The 24,564-nt window shown below is 43.7% G+C and carries 23 protein-coding genes and 1 riboswitch; of the genes, 10 read left to right on the top strand and 13 right to left on the bottom strand.

Features of this window, described 5'->3' with window-relative positions; genetic code table 11:
• Positions 1–275 precede the first annotated feature (275 nt).
• Positions 276–2,303 (top strand): excinuclease ABC subunit UvrB, encoded by a 2,028-nt coding sequence (uvrB, locus tag NXS07_RS05785; RefSeq protein ID WP_038222396.1) that lies wholly within the window; start codon positions 276–278, stop codon positions 2,301–2,303.
• Between the two features lie 56 nt (positions 2,304–2,359).
• Here the strand turns inward: uvrB and yvcK are convergent, their stop codons facing one another.
• A complete protein-coding gene (gene yvcK, locus NXS07_RS05780) occupies positions 2,360–3,268 on the bottom strand; it encodes a uridine diphosphate-N-acetylglucosamine-binding protein YvcK (protein ID WP_038222397.1) in 909 nt (302 codons plus the stop codon).
• Positions 3,269–3,559: 291 nt separating this feature from the next.
• Positions 3,560–3,716, top strand: a riboswitch (molybdenum cofactor riboswitch).
• Here yvcK and moaA point away from each other — a divergent pair.
• From moaA to NXS07_RS05755, 5 genes are all read left to right on the top strand, one after another.
• Positions 3,703–4,686: a GTP 3',8-cyclase MoaA gene (gene moaA / locus NXS07_RS05775; protein WP_196244126.1), complete on the top strand. Its 984-nt coding sequence runs from the start codon at positions 3,703–3,705 to the stop codon at positions 4,684–4,686. (Overlaps the previous riboswitch by 14 nt.)
• Positions 4,687–4,720: 34 nt before the next feature.
• The gene (gene moaC, locus NXS07_RS05770; protein WP_038206467.1) at positions 4,721–5,200 is read left to right on the top strand and encodes a cyclic pyranopterin monophosphate synthase MoaC; all 480 of its coding nucleotides are present in this window, start codon (positions 4,721–4,723) and stop codon (positions 5,198–5,200) included.
• A complete protein-coding gene (gene moaD / locus NXS07_RS05765; RefSeq protein WP_038222400.1) occupies positions 5,197–5,442 on the top strand; it encodes a molybdopterin synthase sulfur carrier subunit in 246 nt (81 codons plus the stop codon). Before moaC ends, moaD begins: the two co-directional genes overlap by 4 nt.
• Positions 5,443–5,444: 2 nt before the next feature.
• Entirely contained in the window at positions 5,445–5,897 is a 453-nt protein-coding gene (moaE, locus tag NXS07_RS05760) for a molybdopterin synthase catalytic subunit MoaE (protein ID WP_038217877.1), read from the top strand.
• A gap of 206 nt (positions 5,898–6,103) precedes the next feature.
• A complete protein-coding gene (locus NXS07_RS05755; protein ID WP_038222404.1) occupies positions 6,104–6,814 on the top strand; it encodes a Bax inhibitor-1/YccA family protein in 711 nt (236 codons plus the stop codon).
• A 270-nt stretch (positions 6,815–7,084) separates the two neighbouring features.
• Here NXS07_RS05755 and NXS07_RS05750 read toward each other — a convergent pair whose 3' ends face one another.
• From NXS07_RS05750 to NXS07_RS05730, 5 genes are read right to left on the bottom strand one after another with little or no spacing between them, the layout of a single operon-like run.
• A complete protein-coding gene (locus NXS07_RS05750; protein ID WP_038193224.1) occupies positions 7,085–8,191 on the bottom strand; it encodes an ABC transporter permease in 1,107 nt (368 codons plus the stop codon).
• 12 nt (positions 8,192–8,203) lie between these two features.
• The gene (locus tag NXS07_RS05745) at positions 8,204–9,379 is read right to left on the bottom strand and encodes an ABC transporter permease (protein WP_038222406.1); all 1,176 of its coding nucleotides are present in this window, start codon (positions 9,377–9,379) and stop codon (positions 8,204–8,206) included.
• Positions 9,376–11,112 carry an ATP-binding cassette domain-containing protein gene (locus NXS07_RS05740; protein ID WP_258086347.1) on the bottom strand — a complete coding sequence of 579 codons (1,737 nt, stop codon included), beginning with the start codon at positions 11,110–11,112 and terminating at the stop codon, positions 9,376–9,378. Before NXS07_RS05740 ends, NXS07_RS05745 begins: the two co-directional genes overlap by 4 nt.
• Before the next feature lie 9 nt (positions 11,113–11,121).
• Complete coding sequence (hlyD, locus tag NXS07_RS05735; RefSeq protein WP_258086346.1) at positions 11,122–12,114, bottom strand: secretion protein HlyD; 993 nt, start codon at positions 12,112–12,114, stop codon at positions 11,122–11,124.
• A 57-nt stretch (positions 12,115–12,171) separates the two neighbouring features.
• Complete coding sequence (locus NXS07_RS05730) at positions 12,172–12,849, bottom strand: transcriptional regulator (protein ID WP_038193232.1); 678 nt, start codon at positions 12,847–12,849, stop codon at positions 12,172–12,174.
• Positions 12,850–13,225: 376 nt separating this feature from the next.
• Here NXS07_RS05730 and rhlE point away from each other — a divergent pair, with 376 nt between their 5' ends.
• The 3 genes from rhlE to NXS07_RS05715 all read left to right on the top strand — a co-directional run bounded on the left by rhlE (position 13,226) and on the right by NXS07_RS05715 (position 16,171).
• On the top strand, positions 13,226–14,584 hold the full coding sequence (rhlE, locus tag NXS07_RS05725) for an ATP-dependent RNA helicase RhlE (RefSeq protein ID WP_258086345.1): 1,359 nt from the start codon (positions 13,226–13,228) through the stop codon (positions 14,582–14,584).
• Between the two features lie 20 nt (positions 14,585–14,604).
• Positions 14,605–15,546, top strand: a complete 942-nt coding sequence (gene dusC, locus NXS07_RS05720) for a tRNA dihydrouridine(16) synthase DusC (protein ID WP_038222413.1) — start codon at positions 14,605–14,607, stop codon at positions 15,544–15,546.
• 376 nt (positions 15,547–15,922) lie between these two features.
• Complete coding sequence (locus tag NXS07_RS05715; protein ID WP_012987528.1) at positions 15,923–16,171, top strand: GlsB/YeaQ/YmgE family stress response membrane protein; 249 nt, start codon at positions 15,923–15,925, stop codon at positions 16,169–16,171.
• Between the two features lie 78 nt (positions 16,172–16,249).
• Here the strand turns inward: NXS07_RS05715 and sseA are convergent, their stop codons facing one another.
• Both sseA and NXS07_RS05705 read right to left on the bottom strand, forming a co-directional pair.
• A complete protein-coding gene (sseA, locus tag NXS07_RS05710; RefSeq protein WP_038206485.1) occupies positions 16,250–17,089 on the bottom strand; it encodes a 3-mercaptopyruvate sulfurtransferase in 840 nt (279 codons plus the stop codon).
• A gap of 60 nt (positions 17,090–17,149) precedes the next feature.
• The gene (locus tag NXS07_RS05705; RefSeq protein WP_012987526.1) at positions 17,150–17,305 is read right to left on the bottom strand and encodes a lipase chaperone; all 156 of its coding nucleotides are present in this window, start codon (positions 17,303–17,305) and stop codon (positions 17,150–17,152) included.
• 281 nt (positions 17,306–17,586) lie between these two features.
• Here NXS07_RS05705 and dinG point away from each other — a divergent pair, with 281 nt between their 5' ends.
• Entirely contained in the window at positions 17,587–19,722 is a 2,136-nt protein-coding gene (gene dinG, locus NXS07_RS05700; RefSeq protein WP_038217895.1) for an ATP-dependent DNA helicase DinG, read from the top strand.
• 34 nt (positions 19,723–19,756) lie between these two features.
• Here the strand turns inward: dinG and NXS07_RS05695 are convergent, their stop codons facing one another.
• The 5 genes from NXS07_RS05695 to rhtA all read right to left on the bottom strand — a co-directional run bounded on the left by NXS07_RS05695 (position 19,757) and on the right by rhtA (position 24,515).
• A complete protein-coding gene (locus NXS07_RS05695; protein WP_038223810.1) occupies positions 19,757–20,386 on the bottom strand; it encodes an ATP-binding cassette domain-containing protein in 630 nt (209 codons plus the stop codon).
• Positions 20,387–21,039: 653 nt separating this feature from the next.
• Positions 21,040–21,717, bottom strand: a complete 678-nt coding sequence (locus NXS07_RS05690) for a phytanoyl-CoA dioxygenase family protein (RefSeq protein WP_038223808.1) — start codon at positions 21,715–21,717, stop codon at positions 21,040–21,042.
• Positions 21,718–22,504: 787 nt separating this feature from the next.
• Positions 22,505–22,726, bottom strand: coding sequence for an alkylphosphonate utilization protein (locus NXS07_RS05685; RefSeq protein ID WP_012987524.1), 222 nt, complete (start codon positions 22,724–22,726; stop codon positions 22,505–22,507).
• 190 nt (positions 22,727–22,916) lie between these two features.
• A complete protein-coding gene (dps, locus tag NXS07_RS05680; protein WP_038218566.1) occupies positions 22,917–23,423 on the bottom strand; it encodes a DNA starvation/stationary phase protection protein Dps in 507 nt (168 codons plus the stop codon).
• Between the two features lie 201 nt (positions 23,424–23,624).
• The gene (gene rhtA, locus NXS07_RS05675) at positions 23,625–24,515 is read right to left on the bottom strand and encodes a threonine/homoserine exporter RhtA (protein ID WP_038203944.1); all 891 of its coding nucleotides are present in this window, start codon (positions 24,513–24,515) and stop codon (positions 23,625–23,627) included.
• Positions 24,516–24,564: the final 49 nt, after the last annotated feature.

The raw sequence follows: 24,564 nt of genomic DNA, 5'->3' as shown, positions 1-24,564 counted from the left end.
TCATTTCAGTCGCTAATACAAGAATGGGAAAAATCAAGACGAATATCTGGGGATAAAAATAGTCACGTCAGGTGTTAACTAAAAGTTAATATCACGATAAAGTTATTTTGGTTTCTTTTGCCAAACCTCCACATGCTTCCTTTGCAATAAAAAACAATATTATTTTATTAACTCACTTGAAGCTGGTTTTTTATCCAGTATTATAAGAGAGTTTGGGTCGGCATTTGGATGTGCAGGGGCTTTTTGTTGTAAATGATATCAGGTGGAAGTGGAGCATGAGCAAAGAAACGAGCAAAGTATTCAAGTTACATTCTGATTTCGAACCGGGAGGGGATCAGCCAGAGGCTATCCGGAAATTACAGGAAGGGCTGGAAGATGGTCTTGCCCACCAGACGCTTTTGGGGGTGACGGGATCAGGCAAAACTTTCACGATAGCTAATGTTATTGCAAATCTGAATCGGCCAACGATGATCCTTGCTCCCAATAAAACGCTGGCGGCTCAACTTTATAGCGAAATGAAAGAATTCTTCCCTGAAAACTCGGTGGAATACTTTGTTTCCTATTATGACTACTACCAACCAGAAGCTTATGTACCCAGCTCAGATACCTTTATCGAAAAAGACGCTTCTGTGAACGAGCATATCGAACAAATGCGTTTGTCGGCAACAAAAGCCCTGCTCGAACGTCGGGATGTGGTGGTGGTTGCCTCGGTTTCTGCGATTTATGGTCTGGGTGACCCCGATAGCTACCTGAAAATGATGCTTCATCTGACCGATGGCATGCTCATTGATCAGCGCGCCATCTTGCATCGTCTGGCAGAGCTGCAATATACCCGCAATGATCAGGCATTCCAGCGCGGGACCTTCCGGGTGCGTGGCGAAGTGATTGATATCTTCCCCGCAGAATCTAATGAACATGCGCTGCGTGTTGAACTGTTTGATGATGAAGTGGAGCGGCTTTCCCTGTTTGATCCACTGACCGGTCAGATTCAGTACAACGTGCCGCGTTATACCGTCTATCCCAAGACTCACTATGTCACACCGCGTGAGCGTATTACTCAGGCGATGGAAGACATTAAAGTTGAATTGGAACAGCGACGCAAAATGCTTCTGGCGACGGATAAACTGCTGGAAGAACAGCGTATCACCCAGAGAACACAATTTGACCTCGAAATGATGAACGAACTGGGTTACTGCTCTGGCATTGAAAACTACTCCCGTTATCTCTCTGGCCGTGCCGAAGGTGAGCCACCGCCAACGTTGTTTGATTACCTTGCAGCGGATGGTTTACTGGTGGTAGATGAATCTCACGTCACTATCCCGCAGATTGGCGGCATGTATCGTGGCGATCGTTCCCGAAAGGAAACGCTGGTGGATTATGGTTTTCGCCTGCCATCAGCATTGGATAACCGCCCATTGAGGTTTGAGGAGTTTGAAGCACTGGCGCCCCAGACGATTTATGTTTCTGCAACCCCTGGCCGTTATGAATTGGAAAAATCAGGTAACGAACTGGTTGAGCAGGTGGTGCGCCCGACGGGTCTTATTGATCCTGAAATTGAAGTTCGTCCTGTAGCCACGCAAGTTGATGATCTGCTATCTGAAATTCGTATCCGTGCCGAGAAAAACGAGCGAGTACTGGTGACGACGCTGACAAAACGGATGGCAGAAGATTTGACTGAATATTTGGAAGAGCACGGCGAGCGAGTGCGTTATCTCCATTCTGATATCGATACCGTGGAACGGGTGGAAATTATCCGTGATCTTCGCCTGGGCGAGTTTGATGTACTGGTGGGCATTAACTTACTGCGCGAAGGCTTGGACATGCCGGAGGTTTCTCTGGTGGCAATTCTGGATGCGGATAAAGAAGGTTTCCTGCGCTCAGAGCGTTCCCTGATCCAGACTATTGGTCGAGCGGCGCGTCACTTGCACGGCAAGGCGATTTTATACGGTGACAGGATCACCGATTCTATGGCAAAAGCCATTGATGAAACTGAGCGCCGTCGTGCCAAACAACAGGCATTTAACGAGGAACACGGCATCGTACCGAAAGGGCTGAATAAAAAAATCGGTGATCTCCTGAAAATTGGTCAACCAGCGCATGGTAAAGGAAAAGCCAAAGGAAGAGGTAAAGCTTCTCCCGACACTGATGATTACCGTAAATTGTCGGCAAAAGAGCTGGAAAACAAAATTCGTGAACTGGAAGAAAAAATGTACCAGTATGCGCGGGATCTGGAATTTGAACAGGCGGCGAATATTCGTGATCAGGTACAGGCATTGCGGGCACAGTTTATTGCTAACTCGTAATGGAAATAGAATGGAATGTGGGGAGTGAATAGCATCACTCTCCACTTGCAAAATAGTCAGCCCAATTTTTGCAGGGTATTTTCGATAGCCTGTCGTAATAATTCACGATCATGGCGATAGGGAATATCCTGAGCCTCTAAAATTTGTTGAGCCACAATCCGGTCACTTAAAGAGCTGATATCAGTACAAGGGCCAACAATAATCGCATCAATCATCTTGCGGCCAATTTTACTTTCCATCATTTCAAGCTTATCGCTCAACGACAGACCTGCGGCAGCATGGCTGAGTTCTTTCCCCAAGTTGCCAATATAAATCATACTGGCATTGCTACGGCGCAGAGATTGAGTTAAATCTTCCAGCAATAACAACGGCATCAGACTGGTGAAAAAACTACCGGGTCCGATCAAAATCAAGTCTGCCCGCTCGATGGCTTCCAGCGCTTCCTTGGTCGTGTTGACATGGGGATAGAGCATTAACTCCTGTGGTACACAATTGAGTTGATCAACATTGACCTCCCCATACACCATATTGCCTTGATCATCGACAGCCATTAAATCGACAGGGTGTTCGGACATCGGGATAAGATGTGCATTGACTTTTAGCAGACTGCGGAGCAGGTTAATGGCCTCAAGGGGGCGGACACTCAGGTGATCCAGCGCCTTTAACATCAAATTGCCCAGATTATGGCCGGCCAGCTCGCCATTACCACTGAATCGATATTCAAACATGGCGGAAGCGACCGTCGGTTCAGTGATCAGTTGATTCAGACAATTGCGGGTATCACCCCAGGCGATCCCACCTTCAGCACGCCGTATTCTTCCGGTTGATCCCCCATTGTCAGTCGTTGTGACAATACCGGTCAGACGGGCACCGAGAGATGAAAGGGAAGACATGACGCGCCCAAGTCCGTGACCGCCACCGAGGGCGACCACACGATCTAAATCATCTAATGTGCGGTTTCGCATAGGGTTCCTGTTACTGATATTGACTAAACTTATATGGCCTTAATAAATCGGGTGTAATTTATCATAAAATATGATGCTTTGAGAAATTGCCGTGATTTTATCCGATCTTTTGCCGAATATTTTGATTGATAACAGAGTGATGCATCTTCGGAAGTAGATGTGACAATGTTTCATTAACTCGTTGTGTAATAAGATATATATCGAAGGTTGGTGTTAGCTTTTTATTATCTTAAACGTTAGAATCAGCAACGAGAATCTCGTTACTCACACAATTATTCATATAATGATTGAAATTGGTATTAACTCCTAGCCTCTGTGTCTAAGTCGTTGTTCTATCACACGGATACCACATTGATATGATGCTTTGGCCGTGGCTCCTGAGTCACCAGGGTGCAAGGTAGAAATGCCTGCATCTCCCGTATTTGGAAGGTGTTATTGTGGAACAACTCGTAGATGCATTTGCCCGCAAATTTTATTACTTGAGATTATCGATTACCGATGTGTGTAATTTTCGCTGCACATATTGCCTGCCTGATGGCTATCACCCTCATGGGCACCAATCGTTCCTGTTCCTGCCAGAAATTCGCCGCGTCAGCCGTGCATTTGCTGAACTGGGGACGGAAAAAATTCGCCTGACGGGCGGAGAACCCACTATGCGTCGTGATTTCTGCGATATCATCGCGACAGTGCATGAAAACCCACAGATCAAAAAAATCGCCATTACGACCAATGGCTACCGAATGGAGCGCGATGTTGCCCGCTGGAAAGAGGCGGGGCTGACGGCGATCAACGTCAGTGTGGATAGCCTTGATCCCCGCCAATTCCACGCCATTACCGGACAGGATAAATTTTTCCAGATTATGCGTGGCATTGACGCGGCTTTTGACGCAGGGTTCAGTGGAGTGAAAGTCAACGCCGTATTGATGAAAAACGTCAATGATACTAGCCTGCCCGTTTTTCTGGAGTGGATTAAACATCGTTCGATCCAATTGCGTTTTATTGAATTGATGGAAACGGGGGAAGGCAGTGAATTGTTCCGCCGTCGCCATCTTTCCGGTGAAGTGATCCGTCGCCATCTGCTGCAAGAGGGCTGGCAGCAACAGCAACGCGCCCGCAGTGACGGGCCGGCTCAGGTCTTTAGTCATCCCGATTATCAGGGCGAAATTGGCCTTATCATGCCGTATGAAAAAAACTTCTGCCAAAGCTGCAACCGCCTGCGGGTTTCTGCGATTGGCAATCTTCACCTGTGCCTGTTTGGTGAGCAGGGAATTCCATTGCGTGATTTATTGTCCGATGACACGTTACTTGATGATCTAAAATTGCGCATTCAAGGTGGGTTGCGCCATAAGCGTGAGACTCACTTTTTACATCAGGGGGATAGTGGCATTACCCCTAATCTTTCTTTCATTGGCGGTTAATTTAACGGCTCAATTCATTTTTCAGGAGCGGAGAATGTCCCAACTGACCCATATCAATACTGCGGGTGAAGCCCATATGGTGGATATTTCTGCCAAAGCGGAAACCGTGCGAGAGGCACGGGCAGAAGCCTTTGTTGAAATGCAGGCGGAAACGCTGGCCATGATTGTTGCTGGTGATCACCATAAAGGCGATGTTTTTGCGACTGCCCGTATTGCGGGGATTCAGGCAGCGAAGCGAACTTGGGAATTGATCCCACTGTGCCATCCGCTGCTGCTGAGTAAAGTTGAAGTACAACTAGAAGCACAAGCCGAACATCATCGTGTCAGAATCGAATCCTGCTGCCGCCTGACGGGGAAAACCGGCGTGGAAATGGAAGCCTTGACCGCTGCTTCTGTGGCGGCTTTGACGATTTACGACATGTGTAAGGCTGTGCAAAAAGATATGGTGATTGGGCCGGTACGTTTGCTGGAAAAAAGCGGCGGCAAATCAGGAAATTTTAAGGTGGGATCATGATAAAAGTCCTATTTTTTGCACAGATTCGTGAACTGGTAGGGGCTGATTCACTCGAACTGCCTCATGAATACCCAACGGTTGCGGATCTTCGTCACTCTCTGATTGAGAAAGGAGAACGATGGGCGCTGGCACTGGAGGAGGGCAAATTACTTGCCGCAGTGAACCAATCTTTTGTACATGCTGAACACCCTTTGAAGGATGGTGATGAAGTGGCTTTTTTCCCGCCAGTTACGGGGGGATGATCATGGAAAACACACGAGTGTGTGTCCAAAGGGAGATATTCAACGTTGGTGATGAATACCAATGGCTCTCGCAGTGCGATGATGATGGCGCAGTCGTTACCTTTACGGGCAAAGTGCGTAATCATAATCTGGGGGATAGCGTCAAGGCACTGACACTGGAGCATTATCCGGGTATGACGGAAAAAATGTTGCAGGCTATCATTGACGAAGCTCGTCAGCGCTGGCCGCTGCAACGAATCAGTGTCATTCATCGCATCGGTGCATTGTATCCGGGTGAGGAGATTGTGTTCGTTGGTGTCACCAGCGCTCACCGCAGCATGGCTTTTGCTGCGGCTGAATTTATTATGGATTATTTGAAAACCAGAGCACCATTCTGGAAAAAGGAGTCTCTGGTGGAAGGAGAGCGCTGGGTAGCAACGCGAGAGAGTGATCAGGAAGCGGCTGGGCGCTGGTAAATAACGGTAAAATCTTTTGGCTGATAATTTTGCGGCCTATCTCTAAAACTGGATAGTTAAATAATATATCGCTGAAATTGCCATTAATTGGCGGATGGTTTTGTTAATGTTCTATGCTAATGTATAACAATTGAATAGACTGTTTATTTTTAAGCAGTCTCAATTAGTCTCAATTTCCCTTAACTTGTTATAAAAAGGTAATCGTCATGGACCGATATCAACGTTCTAGTGGTTCGATTGTCCAGAAAGCTGGCTCTGGTGTACAAACTTATATGGCACAAGTCTACGGCTGGATGACTTGTGGTCTGCTGTTAACTGCATTTGTTGCAGGATATGTAGCGAATAGCCCTGAAATCTTAAACGCAATCTCTAGCAGTTCCATTGTATTTTATGGCCTGATCATTGCACAGCTTGCATTGGTATTTGTGCTGTCTGGCTTGGTTCATAAAATGAGCGGTGCGCTGGCGACAGGGCTGTTTATGCTGTATTCCATGCTGACGGGACTGACGCTTTCCAGTATCTTTGTGATCTATTCTCTTGGCTCGATTGCCAGTACTTTTGTCATTTCATCGGCGATGTTTGGTGCTTTGAGTGTCTACGGTTACACCACTAAGCGCAGCCTGAGTGGTTTAGGTAGCTTCCTGTTTATGGGGCTGATTGGTATCGTTCTGGCTTCTCTGATAAACATCTGGCTGAAAAGCCCGGCACTGATGTGGGCAATCACCTATATTGGTGTTTTAGTCTTCGCGGGTCTGACTGCTTATGACACCCAGAAACTGAAAGAAATGGGTGCAGAGCTGGATGTTAACGATAAAGAGAACCTGCGCAGATATTCCATTACTGGCGCATTGACTCTGTATCTGGACTTCATCAACCTGTTCCTGATGTTGTTACGTATTCTCGGTGATCGTCGTTAATCACCACTGAATATTTTGGAAAAAAACCTGCACCAGCAGGTTTTTTTATATTAGAAATAAAAGAAAGTAAGAAGATCTTTTTCTGATTAATTGTTGATATATTATTTCCCATTATTTTTTTGTTAATTATTTTTAGAGAGAATGTAAAAATAGAATGATGATCGATTATGCTTTCCTCTTTTTGCACCTCCGGTCAAGAGTTGTCCCTGTGGAATACATGACTGGAAAAATCAGCCAAAAGTTCGGGAGAAAATAATTTTCCATAATTCATCAAGCAATTTTACTACGGAATAACCGATAAGCGATCCCGCCAGTTGTCACGGTAATAACTAATAACGGCCATAAGCTGTGCCAAATCACCGAAAAATCCGCACCTTTCAAATAAATTTGCTTAGTGATATCAGTAAAATGCCGAATAGGATTAACCCACGTAATATCCTGTAACCAAACGGGCATATTTTCGACGGGAGAAATATAACCAGACAGCAGAATAGCTGGCATCATAAACACAAACACGCCGATGAAAGCCTGCTGCTGCGTTGAACAGACAGCGGAGATAAGTAAGCCAAAACCAACAAGCGATAGACCATAAACCAGAGTGCAGCCATAAAATAGCAGCAAGGAACCGGCAAAAGGAATTTGGTAAAACAATGTCCCGATAAGTAAAACAATACTTGCCTGAGTGGTTGCCACAACCAATGCGGGGATCGCCTTACCGAGGAAAATCTGCCATGTCGCCAACGGAGCAACCAGCAATTGGTCCAGTGTTCCCTGTTCCCTTTCACGGGCAACGGAAAGTGCGGTCACGATCAAAACGCCAATTGTCGTAATCATGGCAACCAGTGATGGCACCACAAACCATTTATAATCCAGATTGGCGTTATACCAATTACGAATGATCAAGTCGCTATTGTTGAGACTGGCCGAATTGCCTAATAATTCCTTCTGATAATTCATCACAATCTGCTGGATATAATTAGCGGAAATTTGTGCGCTGTTTGAGTTGCGTCCATCCAGTAAAACCTGAATTGAAGTCGGTGTCTGGCTGGCAATATTGGCACTGAAATTTTGGGGAAAGCGCACCAATAGCAGTGCCTTGCGGTTATCTAACGTCGGGCGGATTTCCTGTGAACTGGTCAGCAAAATAATGTCAGGAAATGCTTTCGATTTTGCCAGACGCTGGGTTAATTCAATGGAAGCCTGCCCCTTGTCCTCATTATAAATGGCAATCGTGGCATTCTTGACCTCCAGCGTGGCCGCCCAAGGAAACAGGGTCATCTGAAAGAGAACCGGCACAATCAGAGTGGCTCGTGTCTGGGGATTTCTCAGGAGAGACTGCAACTCTTTTATGACTAGCGTATACAGGCTGTAAAACATGCTCTTTCCTTCTTAATCCAGATGCCGACGGGTTTTCCATGCGGTCAAGCCAATAAAAACGATGGCGCTGGCAATCAGCAGAAGCAAATTCGTGATCAGCACAGTGCCGATGTTACCCGCCAGAAATAGCGTTTGTAAGCTGCTGACAAAATAGCGGGCAGGGATGACATAAGTCGTTGCCTGAATGAAAGCGGGCATACTGTCTATTTCAAAAACAAAGCCGGATAACATAATGGCAGGCAAAAAAGCGGCATTCAGGGCAATCATTGCTGCATTGAATTGATTGCGTGTCACAGTAGAAATCAGCAAGCCCATACCCAAGGCGGTAGCGAGATAGAGGCTGGAAATCAGTGCCAATAGCCAGAGTGAGCCGCGATAGGGAATGCCCAGTACAAACACGGTGAATATCATGCAAAGCACCATGACGAAAGAACCCAGCACTTGATAGGGTAATAATTTGGCGAGCAGTAATTCAGTTCGGGTGACTTGGGTTGACAGCAGTGCTTCCATTGTTCCCCTTTCCCATTCGCGGGCGACCACAAGAGAAGTGAGGATCGCTCCTACCACCGTCATAATAATTGAAATGGCGCCGGGGATGAGAAAATGCTGGCTGATGGCTGCGGGGTTAAACCAGTAACGGATTTGGATGTCAATGAGTGGAGCCGTTGAAACCGCGCGATTTTGCCCCCGTTGCTGTAACCAGATTTGCCAGACGCCTTTCGCATAGCCTTGAACAAAATTGGCGGTATTGGGTTCACTGCCATCGGTGATCACTTGTATAGGGGCATAACCATCAACACGGGCGAGCTGAACATCAAAATTTACCGGTATCACGATGATACCGCGAACCCCACCCATCTGCATTTTATTGATCAAGAGTTGGCGATTGTCGCTGACAGTGGCATCGATATAGGGCGAGCCTGTAAATGCATGAACGAGTTCACGGGCATCTTCACTTTGCTGTTCCATCAGAATGCCGAGGTGCAGTTTGCCGGAATCAAGGTTAATGCCATAACCAAAGATAAACAGCAGCATCAACGGGATAACTACCGCAATCAAGGCACTGCTGGGATCGCGGACAATTTGTTTGCTCTCCTTAATGCACAGTGCTTTTAACCGACGCCATGAAAAACTGACAGCTTTATGGGATCCCTGATATTCAGGGCGAATGCGTTCAGGATGACTCATTGCGGCTCCTTATCATAATTCACCACAAGATCGATAAAGGTCTCTTCCATTGAAGGATTGGGACGCTCAGGAGTAGTGACCAACTGTTTCAGCTCATCAGGTGTCCCTGCGGCGATCAATTTTCCCCGAAATACCAGCCCGATACGATCACAATACTCTGCCTCATCCATAAAGTGGGTGGTCACCATCACGGTAACACCTTTATCTACCATTCCGTTGATATGTAGCCAAAACTCGCGGCGAGTCAGTGGATCGACGCCCGACGTTGGCTCATCCAAAAACAGAATATCGGGTTCGTGCATCAAGGCGCAGGCAAGGGCAAGACGCTGTTTAAAGCCGAGCGGAAGGCTGTCGGTGGTTTGATGCAAGATCGGTTCGAGATTAAAGGCATTGACCATATCAGCCATTTTCTCCCGCTGATGGCGGCCTTTCAGCCCGTAAACACCGGAGAAGAACTTAAGATTCTGTGCAACGGTCAGATTGCCATAGAGGGAAAATTTCTGTGCCATATAACCGAGACGCTGGCGAGCTTTGCCTGAACTGGTTTTTAAATCCATATCCAGAACCAGCGCATTGCCCGAAGTGGGGACGATCAGCCCACACATCATCTTGAAGGTTGTCGATTTTCCAGCACCATTAGGCCCGAGCAAGCCAAAAATTTCCCCGCGCTTCACCTGAAAATCCACATGATCAGTTGCTGCAAAATCACCAAATTTTTTGGTCAGGCTACGGGCTTCTATAACGGTTTCCGTCGGATTGGGCGGTATCTGCGGCATGATTTCTGCCAGTGCAGAGCGATGGGAAGGGCCGCCACCCAGTAGATCGATAAAGGCATCTTCGAAGCGAGGTTCGGAGTCAAATAGCTTGGCATCAGGCAGCCCTATTTGCTGGAGTAGATCGCTTTGGTCTACACCAGCTTTTAAGATCAGACGCACAGATCTTCCCTGAATCACTCCATCCGTCACTTGTGGCAGCGTAAGCGCATGTTGCAGGATTTTACGGCGGGAACCTTGTTTGACATCGAGTAGAAAAGATCGTCCGACAATATTCTGGGTCAATTTCTGCGGCTGACCGCGATAGAGCAATTCACCACGGTTCAGCAGTAAAACATCACGGCACAGCTCTGCTTCATCTAAATAAGACGTGCTCCACAGAATCAACATTCCGTCGGAAGCGAGTTCGTGCACCATCTGCCATAATTCCTGACGGGCAATGGGATCAACACCCACTCCCGGCTCATCAAGCAGCAAAACTTTCGGGCTTCCCAATAGTGTACAGGCAAGCCCCAGTTTCTGTTTCATGCCTCCGGACAATTTTCCCGCCAGCCGCCCGGTGAAATGGGTTAAGTCTGTGAAAGTCAGTAGTTTTTGAAAAGTGGCCTTGCGCTCTTCGCGAAGCACACCCCGCAGCTCTGCATATAAATTGAGATTTTCCAGCACGGTTAAATCTTCATACAGACCGAACTTCTGCGGCATATAGCCCAGTTCAGAACGCACTTCAACGCTGTCTTTGATGGGATCAAGCCCCATGATTTTAATATTGCCGTTATCGGGCTTCAATAGCCCTGCCAGCATCCGAATCAGCGTGGTTTTTCCGGCACCGTCCGGCCCGACAAGACCGGTAACTGATCCCCCTTGAATTTCTGCATTCAAGTGTGATACGGCAGGAACTTCCAACCCCGGAAATGTTTTCTCTACGCCGTTCAGTATTATCGTGTAAGCCGAACTGGTCATGTTCGCGCCTTACTTATTAGAATCAGTGAAACGCAGAGTGACAGGCATTCCCTGTTTTAGCCCTTCATCGGGATCGTTGACAATAATGCGCAGCCGATAGACCAAATCGGTTCTTAAGTCAGGTGTTTCGACATTTTTGGGCGTGAATTCAGCCGTTGGAGAAACAAAGCCGATTTTGCCGTGATAGGGCTGATTTTTCCGCCCATCGGTATAAATTTGGATTTCGCGCCCTGCTATCGCTTGATTCAGATTGGGTTCATCAATATACGCTCTGATCCAGACAGGTTTGGTCAGCGAGAGTGTAAAGACGGTGTTTCCGGCTGCCAGCATCGTGCCGGGTTCGATGGCTCGGGTAAGAATGACACCTGCTGACGGTGAAGTCAGTTGCGTATCCTGTGAATTAAGCTCTGCCTGTGCCACGGCAGCTTCTGCTTGTGCCAGTTGCGCTTTGGCGGCGGCAATTTCCTCTTTACGATAACCCGCCTCAAACTGACGTAACTTATCTTTTGCCGCTTGATAGGCCGCCAGCGTCTGATGTTGGCCGGTTTTGGCATTGTCCAGCTCGTTATCGGAAATCATTTTACGTTGCCATAACCCCTGTTGACGTTTCAGGAAGCTATCAGCGAAGCGGAATGCGGATTCTTTTTGCGTGGTCTCGGCACGTACTTGAGCAATTTCTTCAGTGCGATAACCGGCTTCGGTTTTGGCAAGAGTTGCTTTGGCGGCGTCACGGGTTGCTTTCGCCTGGTTCAGGGCATTGATGAAGGGGGCATTGTCGAGTTGGCCGAGTGCCTGACCCGCAGTGATTGCATCGCCTTCATCTACTTGCAGGGCTGCCAGCTTACCCGCGACTCGAAAGCCAAGATTGACGGTTCTGACATCAACATTGCCATACAGCATTAATTCCTTGTCATTTTGTTCCTGATAATAATCAATGCCGACAATAGCTCCGATAACAACGATGATCGCTAATAGGAAAAGAGCAAACTTTTTACTGTTCATACCATCCCTTATGCGTTATTCAATTTTTAATTTTCAGCCTGTATGGCATTGGGTGAGTTACTTCTGCCGTAACCCGTTAAGCAATAAAGTGATGTGTTGAGATAACACTTGATTGATTAATTCGTATTCTTTGGTGCCAAGATTGTCCCAACCCGTTTGGCGTAGTAACGCTTCTCGTGCCAGACGGAAAGAAAGAATTTCCCCCAACAGGGCATGTGTGTGGATCTGTGTTGAAATCTGGCGTTCATCCGCGCCGATATAATTGGCGATGAGTTTATTCAGACGGGAATAAACCGGGGCAAGCCCCTGTTCATGGATAACGCTGTAAGCCGCTGTGGGCGTCAACTGCTCATGTGACATGATTCGACTGAGATTGATGCTGCTTGTTTCGAAAATCAGACAGTTATACCTCGTCATTCCTTCATGGATAAATGCCAGTATCTGCGCTTGTGGATAAGGCTGAGAAGTTTCGACAAAAAAACGGTCAATCGCTTCAACGAGTGGGGAAAATTCCGATTTTAGCTTATCGGCAATAAATTGTGCGACAGCAAGGTATAGCCCTTCTTTAGAGCCGAAATAATAAGAAATAGCGGCGATATTCTGTTTTGCGTGCTGGGCAATATTACGGGTGGTCGCCCCTTCCAGACCGGACTTCCCGAAAATTTCTATCGCTGATTCAATAAGTTGCTGTTTGGCCTGTTCGCCTCGCGATGTTTGAGTCGTTTTAGCTGCCATGTTATGCGGTATCCTGTTACAAAAAATTTTCGAAAATGCCATCGATATATCAATCATATGATTAACTTTAAAACTAAAGTAACCTGATGTAAAGCTGGCATAAATTTACGTTAAATCGCCACCAAAAAAAAATAATATGCCTATTTTTTGTCATTTCCTGCAAACGTTTTCTGCCAATAGGCACGTTTATTAGCATATAAAAGTCAATTATTCTTTTCTTCTATGCTGTTTAGAAAAACATATCTGTTATAATGCCAGCTTATGATGCATTGCAGTTTGTGTAATTTCTTTGCGATTTATCGCGTCTGTTTTCTTCCCATAAAACTGCTCCTGAACTGGTTTTCAGGAATGGTGAAGTCTGGAGCATTTCTTATTTATGAATTTTGAGTCACTCGGCTTGAAGGCTGATATTTTACGTGCCGTTGAAGAACAAGGTTACGTGGAACCCACCCCTATTCAGCAGCAAGCCATACCTGTTGTGTTGTCCGGTAAAGATCTTTTGGCTAGTGCCCAGACGGGAACGGGGAAAACGGCAGGGTTTACTTTGCCAATTTTGCAATTACTGAGTGAATCTCCGGCTCAGGCAAAAGGTCGTCGTCCGGTCAGGGCGCTGATTTTGACACCGACCCGTGAGCTGGCGGCTCAAGTGGGTGAAAATGTATGCAATTACAGTAAATATCTCAGATTGCGTTCACTGGTTGTATTTGGTGGTGTCAGCATTAATCCACAAATGATGAAATTACGTGGTGGTGTCGATATTCTCGTGGCAACTCCGGGGCGTCTGTTGGATTTAGAACACCAGAATGCGGTGGACTTATCCCATGTTGAAATCCTTATTTTGGATGAAGCCGACCGCATGTTGGACATGGGCTTTATTCATGACATTCGTCGGGTATTGAGCAAATTGCCCGCAAAACGCCAGAATTTACTGTTTTCGGCGACCTTTTCCGATGATATCAAGAGCCTTGCCAATAAACTGCTGTGTGATCCGGTGAGCATAGAAGTTGCCCGTCGTAATTCGGCTTCTGAACAAATCGATCAAGCTGTTCATTTTGTGGATAAAAAACGTAAGGGAGAATTGCTCTCTCATATGATAGGCAACCAGAACTGGCAGCAGGTATTGGTCTTTACCCGCACCAAACATGGCGCAAACCGTCTGGCGGAACAGCTCAGTCAAGATGGTGTCACTGCTGCCGCGATTCATGGTAATAAAAGCCAGGGAGCCAGAACCCGTGCGCTGGCCGATTTCAAGTCAGGCCGGATACGCGCGCTGGTGGCGACAGATATTGCTGCCCGTGGATTGGATATCGATCAGCTGCCCCACGTCGTTAACTTTGAATTGCCTAATGTTGCGGAAGATTACGTACATCGTATTGGTCGTACTGGCCGTGCGGAAGCGACAGGACAGGCAATATCGCTGGTTTGTGTCGATGAGCACAAACTCCTGCACGATATTGAACGACTGCTGAAGCGTGAAATTCCACGTATTGCGATTTCGGGTTATGACCCTGATCCTTCCATTAAAGCTGAGCCCATTCTGAACGGAAGTAATTCCCGTGGCAGTCAGCGTGGCAACGGCAGACAAAGCCCTTCCAATCAGGGTAGTACCAAGCCGAGCCGTTCCAGCCAGAACCGTTCTAGCCAAGGCAGTGCCAAACAAAACAGTGATCGTCCGCGTAGTAAAGGTGCACCATCGCGACAGGGCTGGCCGCGTACTTCATCCAAAGCAAACTAGCCGTATCGGGAAAATAATCCATGCGCGTTTTACTGGCTCCGATGGAAGGTGTTCTGGATCATCTGGTCAGGGAACTGTTGAGTGAGGTCAACGATTATGACCTCTGTATCACGGAATTTCTACGTGTGGTGGACAGTCTGCTGCCGGTGAAATCCTTTTACCGGTTGTGTCCTGAACTGGAGCACCAGAGCCGGACACCATCAGGAACACCCGTCAGGGTGCAGCTTCTGGGGCAATATCCAGAATGGCTGGCCGAAAATGCTGTCAGGGCAGTTGAATTGGGCTCTTGGGGCGTTGATTTAAACTGCGGCTGCCCTTCTAAAACCGTAAATGGCGGCGGTGGGGGAGCCACATTATTGAAAGATCCTGAACTCATCTACCGTGGTGCCAAAGCGATGCGGGACGCGGTACCTGAAGAGTTACCGGTTACGGTAAAAGTGCGTCTGGGATGGGATACCGGTGATCATAAGTTTGAAATTGCGGATGCCGTTCAGCAGGCGGGTGCGACCGAACTGGTGGTGCATGGGCGTACTAAAGAAGATGGCTATAAAGCAGAACGCATAGACTGGCAGGCGATTGGTGAAATCCGGCGTCGCCTCGCCATTCCAGTGATTGCCAACGGTGAAATCTGGGATTGGCACAGTGCTCAGGAGTGCATGAAGGTGACGGGATGTGATGCGGTGATGATAGGCCGTGGCGCACTGAATGTGCCAAACTTGAGTCGTGTTATTAAATATAACGAACCAAGAATGCCGTGGAATGGTGTGCTTCAGTTATTGCAAAAATATACTTATCTGGAAAAGCGGGGTGATACAGGTATGTATCACGTTGCCCGCATCAAGCAGTGGCTTGGCTATCTACGTAAAGAGTATGATGAAGCCGATGAGTTATTTATGCAGATTAGAGCATTGAAAACGTCTGCTGCTATCTCAAATATTATCTCTTCAGCTGCAGAAGCATGATTATTGCTATAAATTGAGAGAACGTAGCGGCTGGGACTCACCCAGCCGCTATTAAATTATCTGCTATATCCCTTTCATCTTTATTATATTGTCCGAATATTTCCCATTATACTGAAAAATATTTTGCTAACTGACCTGTGATAATTATTCATTTGGAAAAATTAACTTTTAAATTTCATTAATGGATTCTGATTTTTAATGTTAATTTTTATATAAATATGGCTAATGACTTATAAATATATTTTCTTTTACTATTTGCAATTCTTTTATTTAGTGTCTTAAATTAGGGCATAGAAGAGAAATATACAGTAAAATCCTATTAGAGCCTATACTAAGGTTCTTAAGCAAATCATCTAATCAATTCTGGAGGTTGTATATGGGTATCCTGTCATGGGTTATCTTTGGCTTAATTGCTGGAATTATTGCGAAGTGGGTTATGCCGGGGGATAACAGCAGCGGTATCATCATGACGGTGATTTTAGGAATTATTGGTGCAGTCGTTGGCGGATATATCAGTACATTCTTCGGCATGGGAAAAGTTGATGGATTTAATCTGGGAAGTTTTGCCATTGCAGTCGTGGGTGCGATAGTTGTCCTATTTGTATACCATAAAATTTCTAATTAATCGTCTTATAAAAGCAGTAGGATTCATATGCTTGATAGGAAAAAGGGCATGATATTTTGATGCCCTTTGCTGTTTTATCTATTTTTCTAACGGAAGAGAATCATCGGCACCCCATTCCGCCCAAGAGCCATCGTATAATCCCACTTCTTTGTGACCAATCATATCCAGCCCTAATACTAAAACTGCGGCTGTCATTCCAGAACCACAGCTAGTCACCATTGGCTGTTTTAAATCAACGCTTTGCTTTTTGAATATAGCTGCAATTTCGTCTGGTGACTTATAACTTCCATTATCAATCAATGCTGTCCACGGGACATTTTTTGAGCCGGGTATATGCCCCATTCTCAAACCGGGGCGAGGTTCTGGTACTTTAGCCTGAAAACGGTCTTCGGCTCTGGCATCAATAAACTGTATTGGCGCTTTATTATGGAGAGCATCAAGGATCTGTTCCTGAGAACAGACTTTTTCAGGGGTGAATTGGCTATTGAAAATTTGGGGCTGACGGGTAACTTCACCTGATTCCGTTGGATAACCCACTTGCTGCCAGCCCTGTAAACCCCCTTCAAGGATACGGATATTGCGAGTGCCAAAGATCTTGAAAGTCCACCATGCTCGTGGGGCAGAGAACATATTCCCCTGATCGTAAATTATCACCAGATGGTTTTCACTGATCCCCATCGCGCTAACGGCCTGACGGAAAATCTCCGGTTCTGGCAGCATATGTGGCAGGTTAGTCTGGAGATTGGCGATTTTATCCAGGTTAAAAAACTGGGCACCCGGAATATGGTTATCTAGCCATAACTGGTGATAATCGATAGTTTGGGTAGGCATGGGGGCGCTGGCGTCAACAATGACGACATTCTCATCATGGAGATGGTCGTTTAACCATTGCGGACTAACAAAATATTCATTTTTCATGAGCTTTCTCACATGATGTTGCAATGCCGGATATTGCAATAAAAGCGGATGTATTGACGGTTATTGTTGCCCTATCGGGGCGTTTTCCTGCTGTGACTGCTGTGGCTCTTCTACCGGAGTTGTTGAGCGAGTGTACATATTCAGCCCTGCCAAAAAGACACCGCCAATAGAGCCGAGGGAAAATAACACGATGATAATAAGCAGGATTTTTTTCATCTTTAGTTCTCAATAAGATTTTTAATCAGAATTTTTAGCCGCTATGTTTTTAAAAGCTATATTTTTAAGTCGTGGTTCTCAGTGATAGCTTCTAGTCATGGTTTATAGCCGACACGGAAAGCCAAAAGTATATCGGCTTCTGTATTCCAAACAAGTAATAACCGATTTTCTTGCTTCTCCAATGAAAAAGCTGGAAACGTGTTCCCAATAATAGCGATATAAAGCTGATCTGAGGGTCGCTCTATGGGAGAATAGCCCTCCAATTTTACGTAGCAAAACTCATGGCACTTTCCAGTTCAATAAAAAATCAGATTAGCCAATGGTATAAGGCATTATCCATCCATATTGATGGCTTCATTCCACGCGAGCCTCAGCGTCAGATGATTGCAGAGGTTGCAAAGACACTGGCAGATGAAGAGGGACGACATTTGGTGATAGAAGCCCCGACCGGGGTCGGTAAAACGCTGTCTTACCTGATCCCGGGTATTGCCGTCAGTCGGGCGGAAAAAAAGCCGCTAGTGGTCAGTACAGCCAATGTTGCTTTGCAAGATCAGATTTACAGCAAAGATTTGCCGTTGTTACGCAAGCTCATCCCTGACCTGAAATTCACCGGGGCTTTTGGCCGTGCGCGGTATGTTTGCCCCCGCAATTTGGAAGCTATCTGTGCTGCGGAGGGGGAGCAGATTGATCTGATGCTTTTGGTCGAAGACAAAACTGAAATCGCCAATAGTGAAGAGCGGGAACTGTGCCGTAGGCTGCGCAGTGATTACACCACTTTTGCCTGGGATGGTCTGCGTGACCATCATCAACTGGCGTTATCGGATTCGCTGTGGGCAAAGATCAGCACCGATAAAATGAATTGTTTGGCGAGAAATTGCCAGTTTTACCATCGCTGCCCATTTTTCCTTGCCCGTCGGGAAATTGAAAATGCGGATGTTGTTGTTGCCAATCATTCTCTGGTCATAGCTGCACTGGAAAATGAATCCGTTTTGCCGGACGCGAAAAACCTGTTGCTGATTTTGGATGAAGGGCATCATATTCCTGATGTTGCAAGGGATTCGCTGGAAGTTGAAGGCGAAATCACGTTATTTCAACTTAATGGGCAGTTGGATACCTTTGTTCGCCATGTAGAGCAATACTTGCTTCAATTTCGCCCGGCCAAACCGCCAGCTTTGGCAAATATCACCCGTTTGCAGGCGCATTGTGAAAAAATTCGTGAATGTTTTAAGGAGCTGGCGGATATCACACAGGTATTATTGCCCGAGCGCCGTGAAACAGCAGAATATTTATTTGAACTGGGAAAATTACCTGAAAATTTGCTGTTATGCTGCCAGCAATTATTCAAACTTACTGATGGGTTGCGTGGCCTGTCTGAAGCGATTTTAAATGATCTTACCGATCAAACAGCCAAACAGGATATTGTCAGGTTGCATCATGCTATTCTGCAAACCAGCCGAACATCGGGTTACTTTGAAAATATGGTGAAACTGTGGCGTTTAGCATCACAGGAAGAATCTTCCCATGCACCAATATCGAAATGGCTCACTCGCCGTTATGAGAAAAACCAATCGCATCTTTATTTTCACTGTGCAGGCATTCGAGTCAGCGAGCAATTAACGCAGTTGTTATGGCGTAATATTCCCCATGTTGTGGTGACATCAGCGACATTACGTTCTCTAAATAGCTTCTCTCGTATTCAGGAGCTGACTGGGCTGCATGAAAATTATGATGATCGCTTTATCACCTTGTCATCTCCTTTCGAACATGTACGCCAGGGACGTATTATTATTCCCCAGATGACGCAGGAACCCACTATTCAAAATGAAATGCAGCATCTTGAAGAAATGGCGCGTTATTTTCGTTCGCAGGTACTGATGGGAGCCTATCGGGGAATGTTGGTGCTATTTAGTAGCCAGCGTGCAATGGAAGGTTTTCTCACTTTCGTGAAAGAATTGCGGCTTATGTTATTGGTGCAAGGTGATCAGCCGCGCTATCGATTGGTGGAAACTCATTGCAGACGTATTGATGAAGGGCAGCCCAGCGTGTTGATTGGATTGCAGTCATTCGCGGAAGGACTGGACTTGAAAGGTGATTATCTTTCACAAGTACATATCCATAAAATAGCTTTTCCTCCTGTGACCAATCCGGTCATCATTACGGAAAGTGAATGGCTGAAATCCCTAAAGCGATACCCTTTTGAAGTACAAAGTTTGCCGAGTGCGTCTTTCAGCCTTATTCAGCAAGTGGGAAGATTGATCCGCAGTCATGAATGTTATGGTGAGGTGGTGATTTATGACCGGCGCCTACTGAGCAAAAGTTATGGTTCCCGTCTGTTGAATGCTTTACCGGTATTTCCTATTGAGCAACCGGATGTGCCGTCAGAAGATGAATTACTGCAAATGAAAAAAGGTCAATAACGTGACGAAGCGTTATTGACCACGATAAGTTATGCTAACTTCCCGTTTTGGAAATACGGTTTTCATGTATTTTGTAATCATGTATGTTGAGATCTTTTAAGAAATTTTCGTCATGTGAACTGAAAATGATAATTTTCTGGTCAGCAAGAGAATTGAATTTTTCTTTTAGAAAACTAATTGATGTCACATCAAGGCCATTGGTGGGTTCATCTAAAATGTAAACATCGACATCAGTCATTAATGCTGATGTCAGTAATAGTTTCTTTTTGGTTCCCAGTGACATATCACCAAATTTAGTATTCAGATAACCGGATATGCCAAATCCTGTTAAATAATCATCTAACTGATGATGGCAATTTATTTTTTTATAACGTTTAATGAGTTTTATGATATCCAGTCCGGTAAGAAAATGATAAAAATCAATATGATCAGAAAGATAAAAACCCTGCTTTTGTAGCTTGAATGGATGATTTTTATTGTCTTTAATAAGGTTTATTTTCCCTTTATCAATTTTGTTAATACCAGAAATACAGGAAAGAAACGTGGTTTTTCCAGAACCATTAACACCTACAATACGATTTAGCCCAATATCAAACTGGCAATTAATATCAGAGAATATTTTTTTATGGCCAACTGAAATATCTAATCCGATAATATTAAGCATAAATATATCCTCCTAAACAAGAAAATAAAACAATAACACACAGGGTGATTAATTTTGTATATTGCGATCTTGATAAATTTATTAGTGCTGTTAAAGAGTAAATTCCTGAATAATAAAAAATTAATATCGCAGTTGATTTGGTCATTATAATATAATACAGGCCACATATTATAAATAATAAAAGACACAGAGTATAATTAATGAAAATAAATTTTCTTTTTGATGAGAAATTAACAAGATAAGATAGGTGTTTATTTTCTATGTGAATGATATTGTAGAAAAATAGGGTGAATATATAAAGTGTAAAACTGAGATATATTATTGTTATATAGATTATTCTATCGGGTGTTTGCTGATAAGCAATATAGCAAACCAGATAGGAGAGTATCACTGAGATAATTAAATTTATGGTGAATATTTTTTTGTTTTTTATAAAGTATAATAAATTTATAAAGTAAGGGAATAAAAGAAATGAAGGCAAAAAAGATTTTTCTGTTATTCGGTGACTTATATTATCGTTAGTTCTGATAAACAAATTCAAAGCCACCAATAAGATAATGGCAGTATAAGCCATATTATATAATGGCCCATGTTTAAAGATAAAAAATAAAATAAAAATAACAGATAGACTAAGAAAAGAGAATAATCTTAATTCATAACTTAGCTTGAATAGGAATCCAGTGATAATTTTTATATGCGCTTTTTAATGTTTGTCCACTATTATGAGGGATCGATTTCTTTTTAAATGGAATTTTTGAAATATATAGGCAACCATTTGCTATATTCATATCATCAACTGGGATCATAATGTTAAATATTTCTTCTTTAATAAATCTAGTAAACGCTGGATGATCTTGATGTGGAAGAAATCCACCACCACCACTCAATTTAAAATTAATTTTATCCTTTAATAGATTATTTTTTTCTTTTTCATATAAGGCAATAGTTCTCAAAAGGTCATCTCCAGTCTTTTGAATTATATGTTCACAAAAGAAAGTAGATTCAATAATAGGGTTCTTTTTTACTTCATTATTGAAGTCAATATTTATAAGGTATTTTTCAAATTCTAATTCAAAATTATCTTTATTCAAATAGTTGTATAAATTTGGTAGTGACATTATTAATCCATCCATTCTTTTTGTTTTTTGTAAGATTGAAGAGTTAACAAACTTACTACCATTTTGCCTAAAAAAATCTATTAAAATACCTCGACTAGACTGAGATATGTGATATATCTCCATGAACTTATTAGGGTTTTCATACATTTTTATGGAATATTTAGGATTTGATATCAATTTAGATAAATAAATGTTTATTTCTTTTATATTCATGATGAACACCTAATGTACCCCCCTGTAATAAGGAGGGTAATATATTTTATTATGGACATCCAAGACTATTGCAAAGAACTTCTACAGATGATTCAGATTCTTCAATAAATTCAATTTCCATTTTTTGACTCCTATTTGATATTAAATAAAATATCAGATTTAATTTATATTAGCATGCTTGCTAACAATGGTAATTCTATTCTTTGCTTCTTCTATGTCAATGTGTTTTTTTATATAATAAATGTTGTTTAGGTTTTGTTGAATATAGCGGTGAGCTATCGATAAGATAGGTTTAAATTATAATGATTATAGTGAATCATTGTAAAATATTAGTAGGATGTTTCCATATAATTTATTTTAATCTCAAACATAATTTTGTTTTTTAACTAAAATTAAAGTTTATAATAACTTGAATTTTTTTCGTTATTAAGTGTGTAATTGATTCGAAGTAAACAAAGAAACACAGTCTGGTTATACGTGATGTAATTATCAATGATTGTAGTGAATTTTTACTATTTAATTTGCTTCAGAAAATATAAATAATCGTTAGTGAGTTAATGTATTAAAAAAGAAGGCTGATAGTACATTTGTATGATGATACTTGATACTTGTTGAGAAGGTATTCTAAAGCGGGGTTATATTATGAATTGTAAGAATTATTTTTCTGATATTCGTTGAAAATTGGAAAAATATTCCATTTTATTCCAAACTTTTTATAAAAAAAGATAAATAATATAAAAATTAATATTATTTATCTTTTAAGCAAAAATCGGTTTGTAACTGCTATTTACCCAATTTTCTTCAAGAAACAGGTTTTAAGCACTAACCCTTTGATTTTATCCGAATTACATTCAACTTCATCTTCACGGTGAGTCAGACGAATGTTTTTGATCAATGTGCCGCGTTTCAGCGTCTTAGAAGTACCTTTGACTTTCAGATCTTTGATAACTTGAACGGTGTCACCATCATTTAATAATGCGCCGTTAGAATCTTTGACTTCGGTATCCATCGTATAGCGTCCTCATGTTGATTTTTAAATCAAAAAGAGATTATAGAGAGAAAAATGATTTTTTTAAAGGTTAGTCTAATCTTTGACATTGTAGCGGCTATTTTTCGATGTTTTTTCTTATTGGAGATTATCCGTGATGTAGAAAGGCCGCAGATGCGGCCATAAGATGATGAAAAATAATATTTTTATTTCATTGCTCAATATTTGCTTCGATAAACCATAAAAATTTGTCGAGATCACGGGAAGCTGCGGTAAACATATCCGCCGTATCTTCATCCTCTGCATCAACAATCGCCTGACGGATATCATTTGCAACAACGGCGTAGCGGTCTGCCAGTGCTTTTAAGTGATCCTGCACATCATGGATGCCCGTTGGGTAATTTTCCAGCCGGGTTCGGCTGTGAACCTCCTGAACCGTTCCTAGCGCGGTGCCACCCAATTGAACCGCACGTTCTGCGAATGTATCAAGGTGATCAGTGAGAGCAGTGCGGAAACCATCAAGCATCTCATGGATGGCAATAAAGTTTCTGCCACGCATGTTCCAATGGGCTTGTTTAGTCATCATGGAGAGGTCGATAAAGTGGATCACCATATGATTCAGGGCAGTAATCGATCTCTGCTTTACATCTTCATTAATGTTGTTGCGGGTATAAATCAGGTGGGAAGTGTTGGGGCTGATTAATTTTGCTGTACTCATAATGATGTTCCCTTAATGCCGAATAATGAGTTATCTCATTGGATGAAATAAGATTAGTTGATAACTCTCCGGGAGTCATATTGCTTGTTTCTATTACATTGATAGTTGATATACCCTTCATATTTCAATAATAGAAAAACCGGAGAGTTTCGAAACTCTCCGGTTTTTCTGGATAACTTCAGCTTGTTTATGACTAATTGATTATTCTACTTTTTCTATTTTAGCCTTCCGCTTAATGGTTGAGGTAGAGCCTATTGAAGCGAAAATAATACAGAACAGGGCAATCCACTGAGTCATCGTCAAATGCTCATTCAGGAAGATAATTCCCGATAATGCTCCCAAGGCAGGCTCAAGGCTCATCAATGTCCCAAACGTTTTGGCAGGTAATCGGGTGAGGGCAATCATTTCCAGTGTATAGGGAAATGCGGTAGATAAAATGGCGATCCCTAGTGCAATAGGCAGCAATGAGGGATCAAACAGTAACTCTGGGCCAGTTTGTATCAATCCCACAGGGAAAAAAATCATGGCGGCAATCGATGATCCAATGGAAACCGTTGCAGCACCGTAGCCAGCACCAGCACGTTGCCCGAAAATAATGTAGAGTGCCCAGAAAACACCGGCTCCCAATGCATATAAGACTCCGATAGGATCAAGTGTGCTGACGCCATCTCCGACCGGTAACAGAAAACCTAATCCTGCAATGACCAAGGCGATCCAAAGGAAATCCAGCGGGCGTCGGGAAGAGAACATAGCAACAGCTAAAGGCCCCGTAAATTCAAGCGCAACAGCAACACCAAGAGGAATACGGGACAATGCCATGTAAAACAGATAATTCATTGCGCCCAATGAAATGCCATAGGCAAAAAGAGGAATAAGAGACTCTCGCTGGAATTTCAGACGCCAAGGTTTAAAAATCAGAAATAAAATAATCGTCCCCAACGCCAGTCTCAGGGCGGTGACACCAGGTGCGCCAATGACATGAAATACTGTTTTGGCCAGTGAAGCTCCCGCTTGAATTGATGTCATTGAAAGTAATAATAAAACGACAGGAAGCAGTGGAAAAGAAGCCGCCCGGTGTTTGGAAAGAGACATTTACAGAAAACCTCGGTTACAACATGTTATTTAGGGCTACCATCTTCGC

This window comes from Xenorhabdus bovienii, assembly GCF_024721015.1.
In the GTDB taxonomy this organism is placed as follows: Bacteria; Pseudomonadota; Gammaproteobacteria; order Enterobacterales; family Enterobacteriaceae; genus Xenorhabdus; species Xenorhabdus bovienii.
The sequence above is the reverse complement of the archived record's forward strand: the minus strand, read 5'-3'. Positions and strand labels throughout refer to the sequence as shown.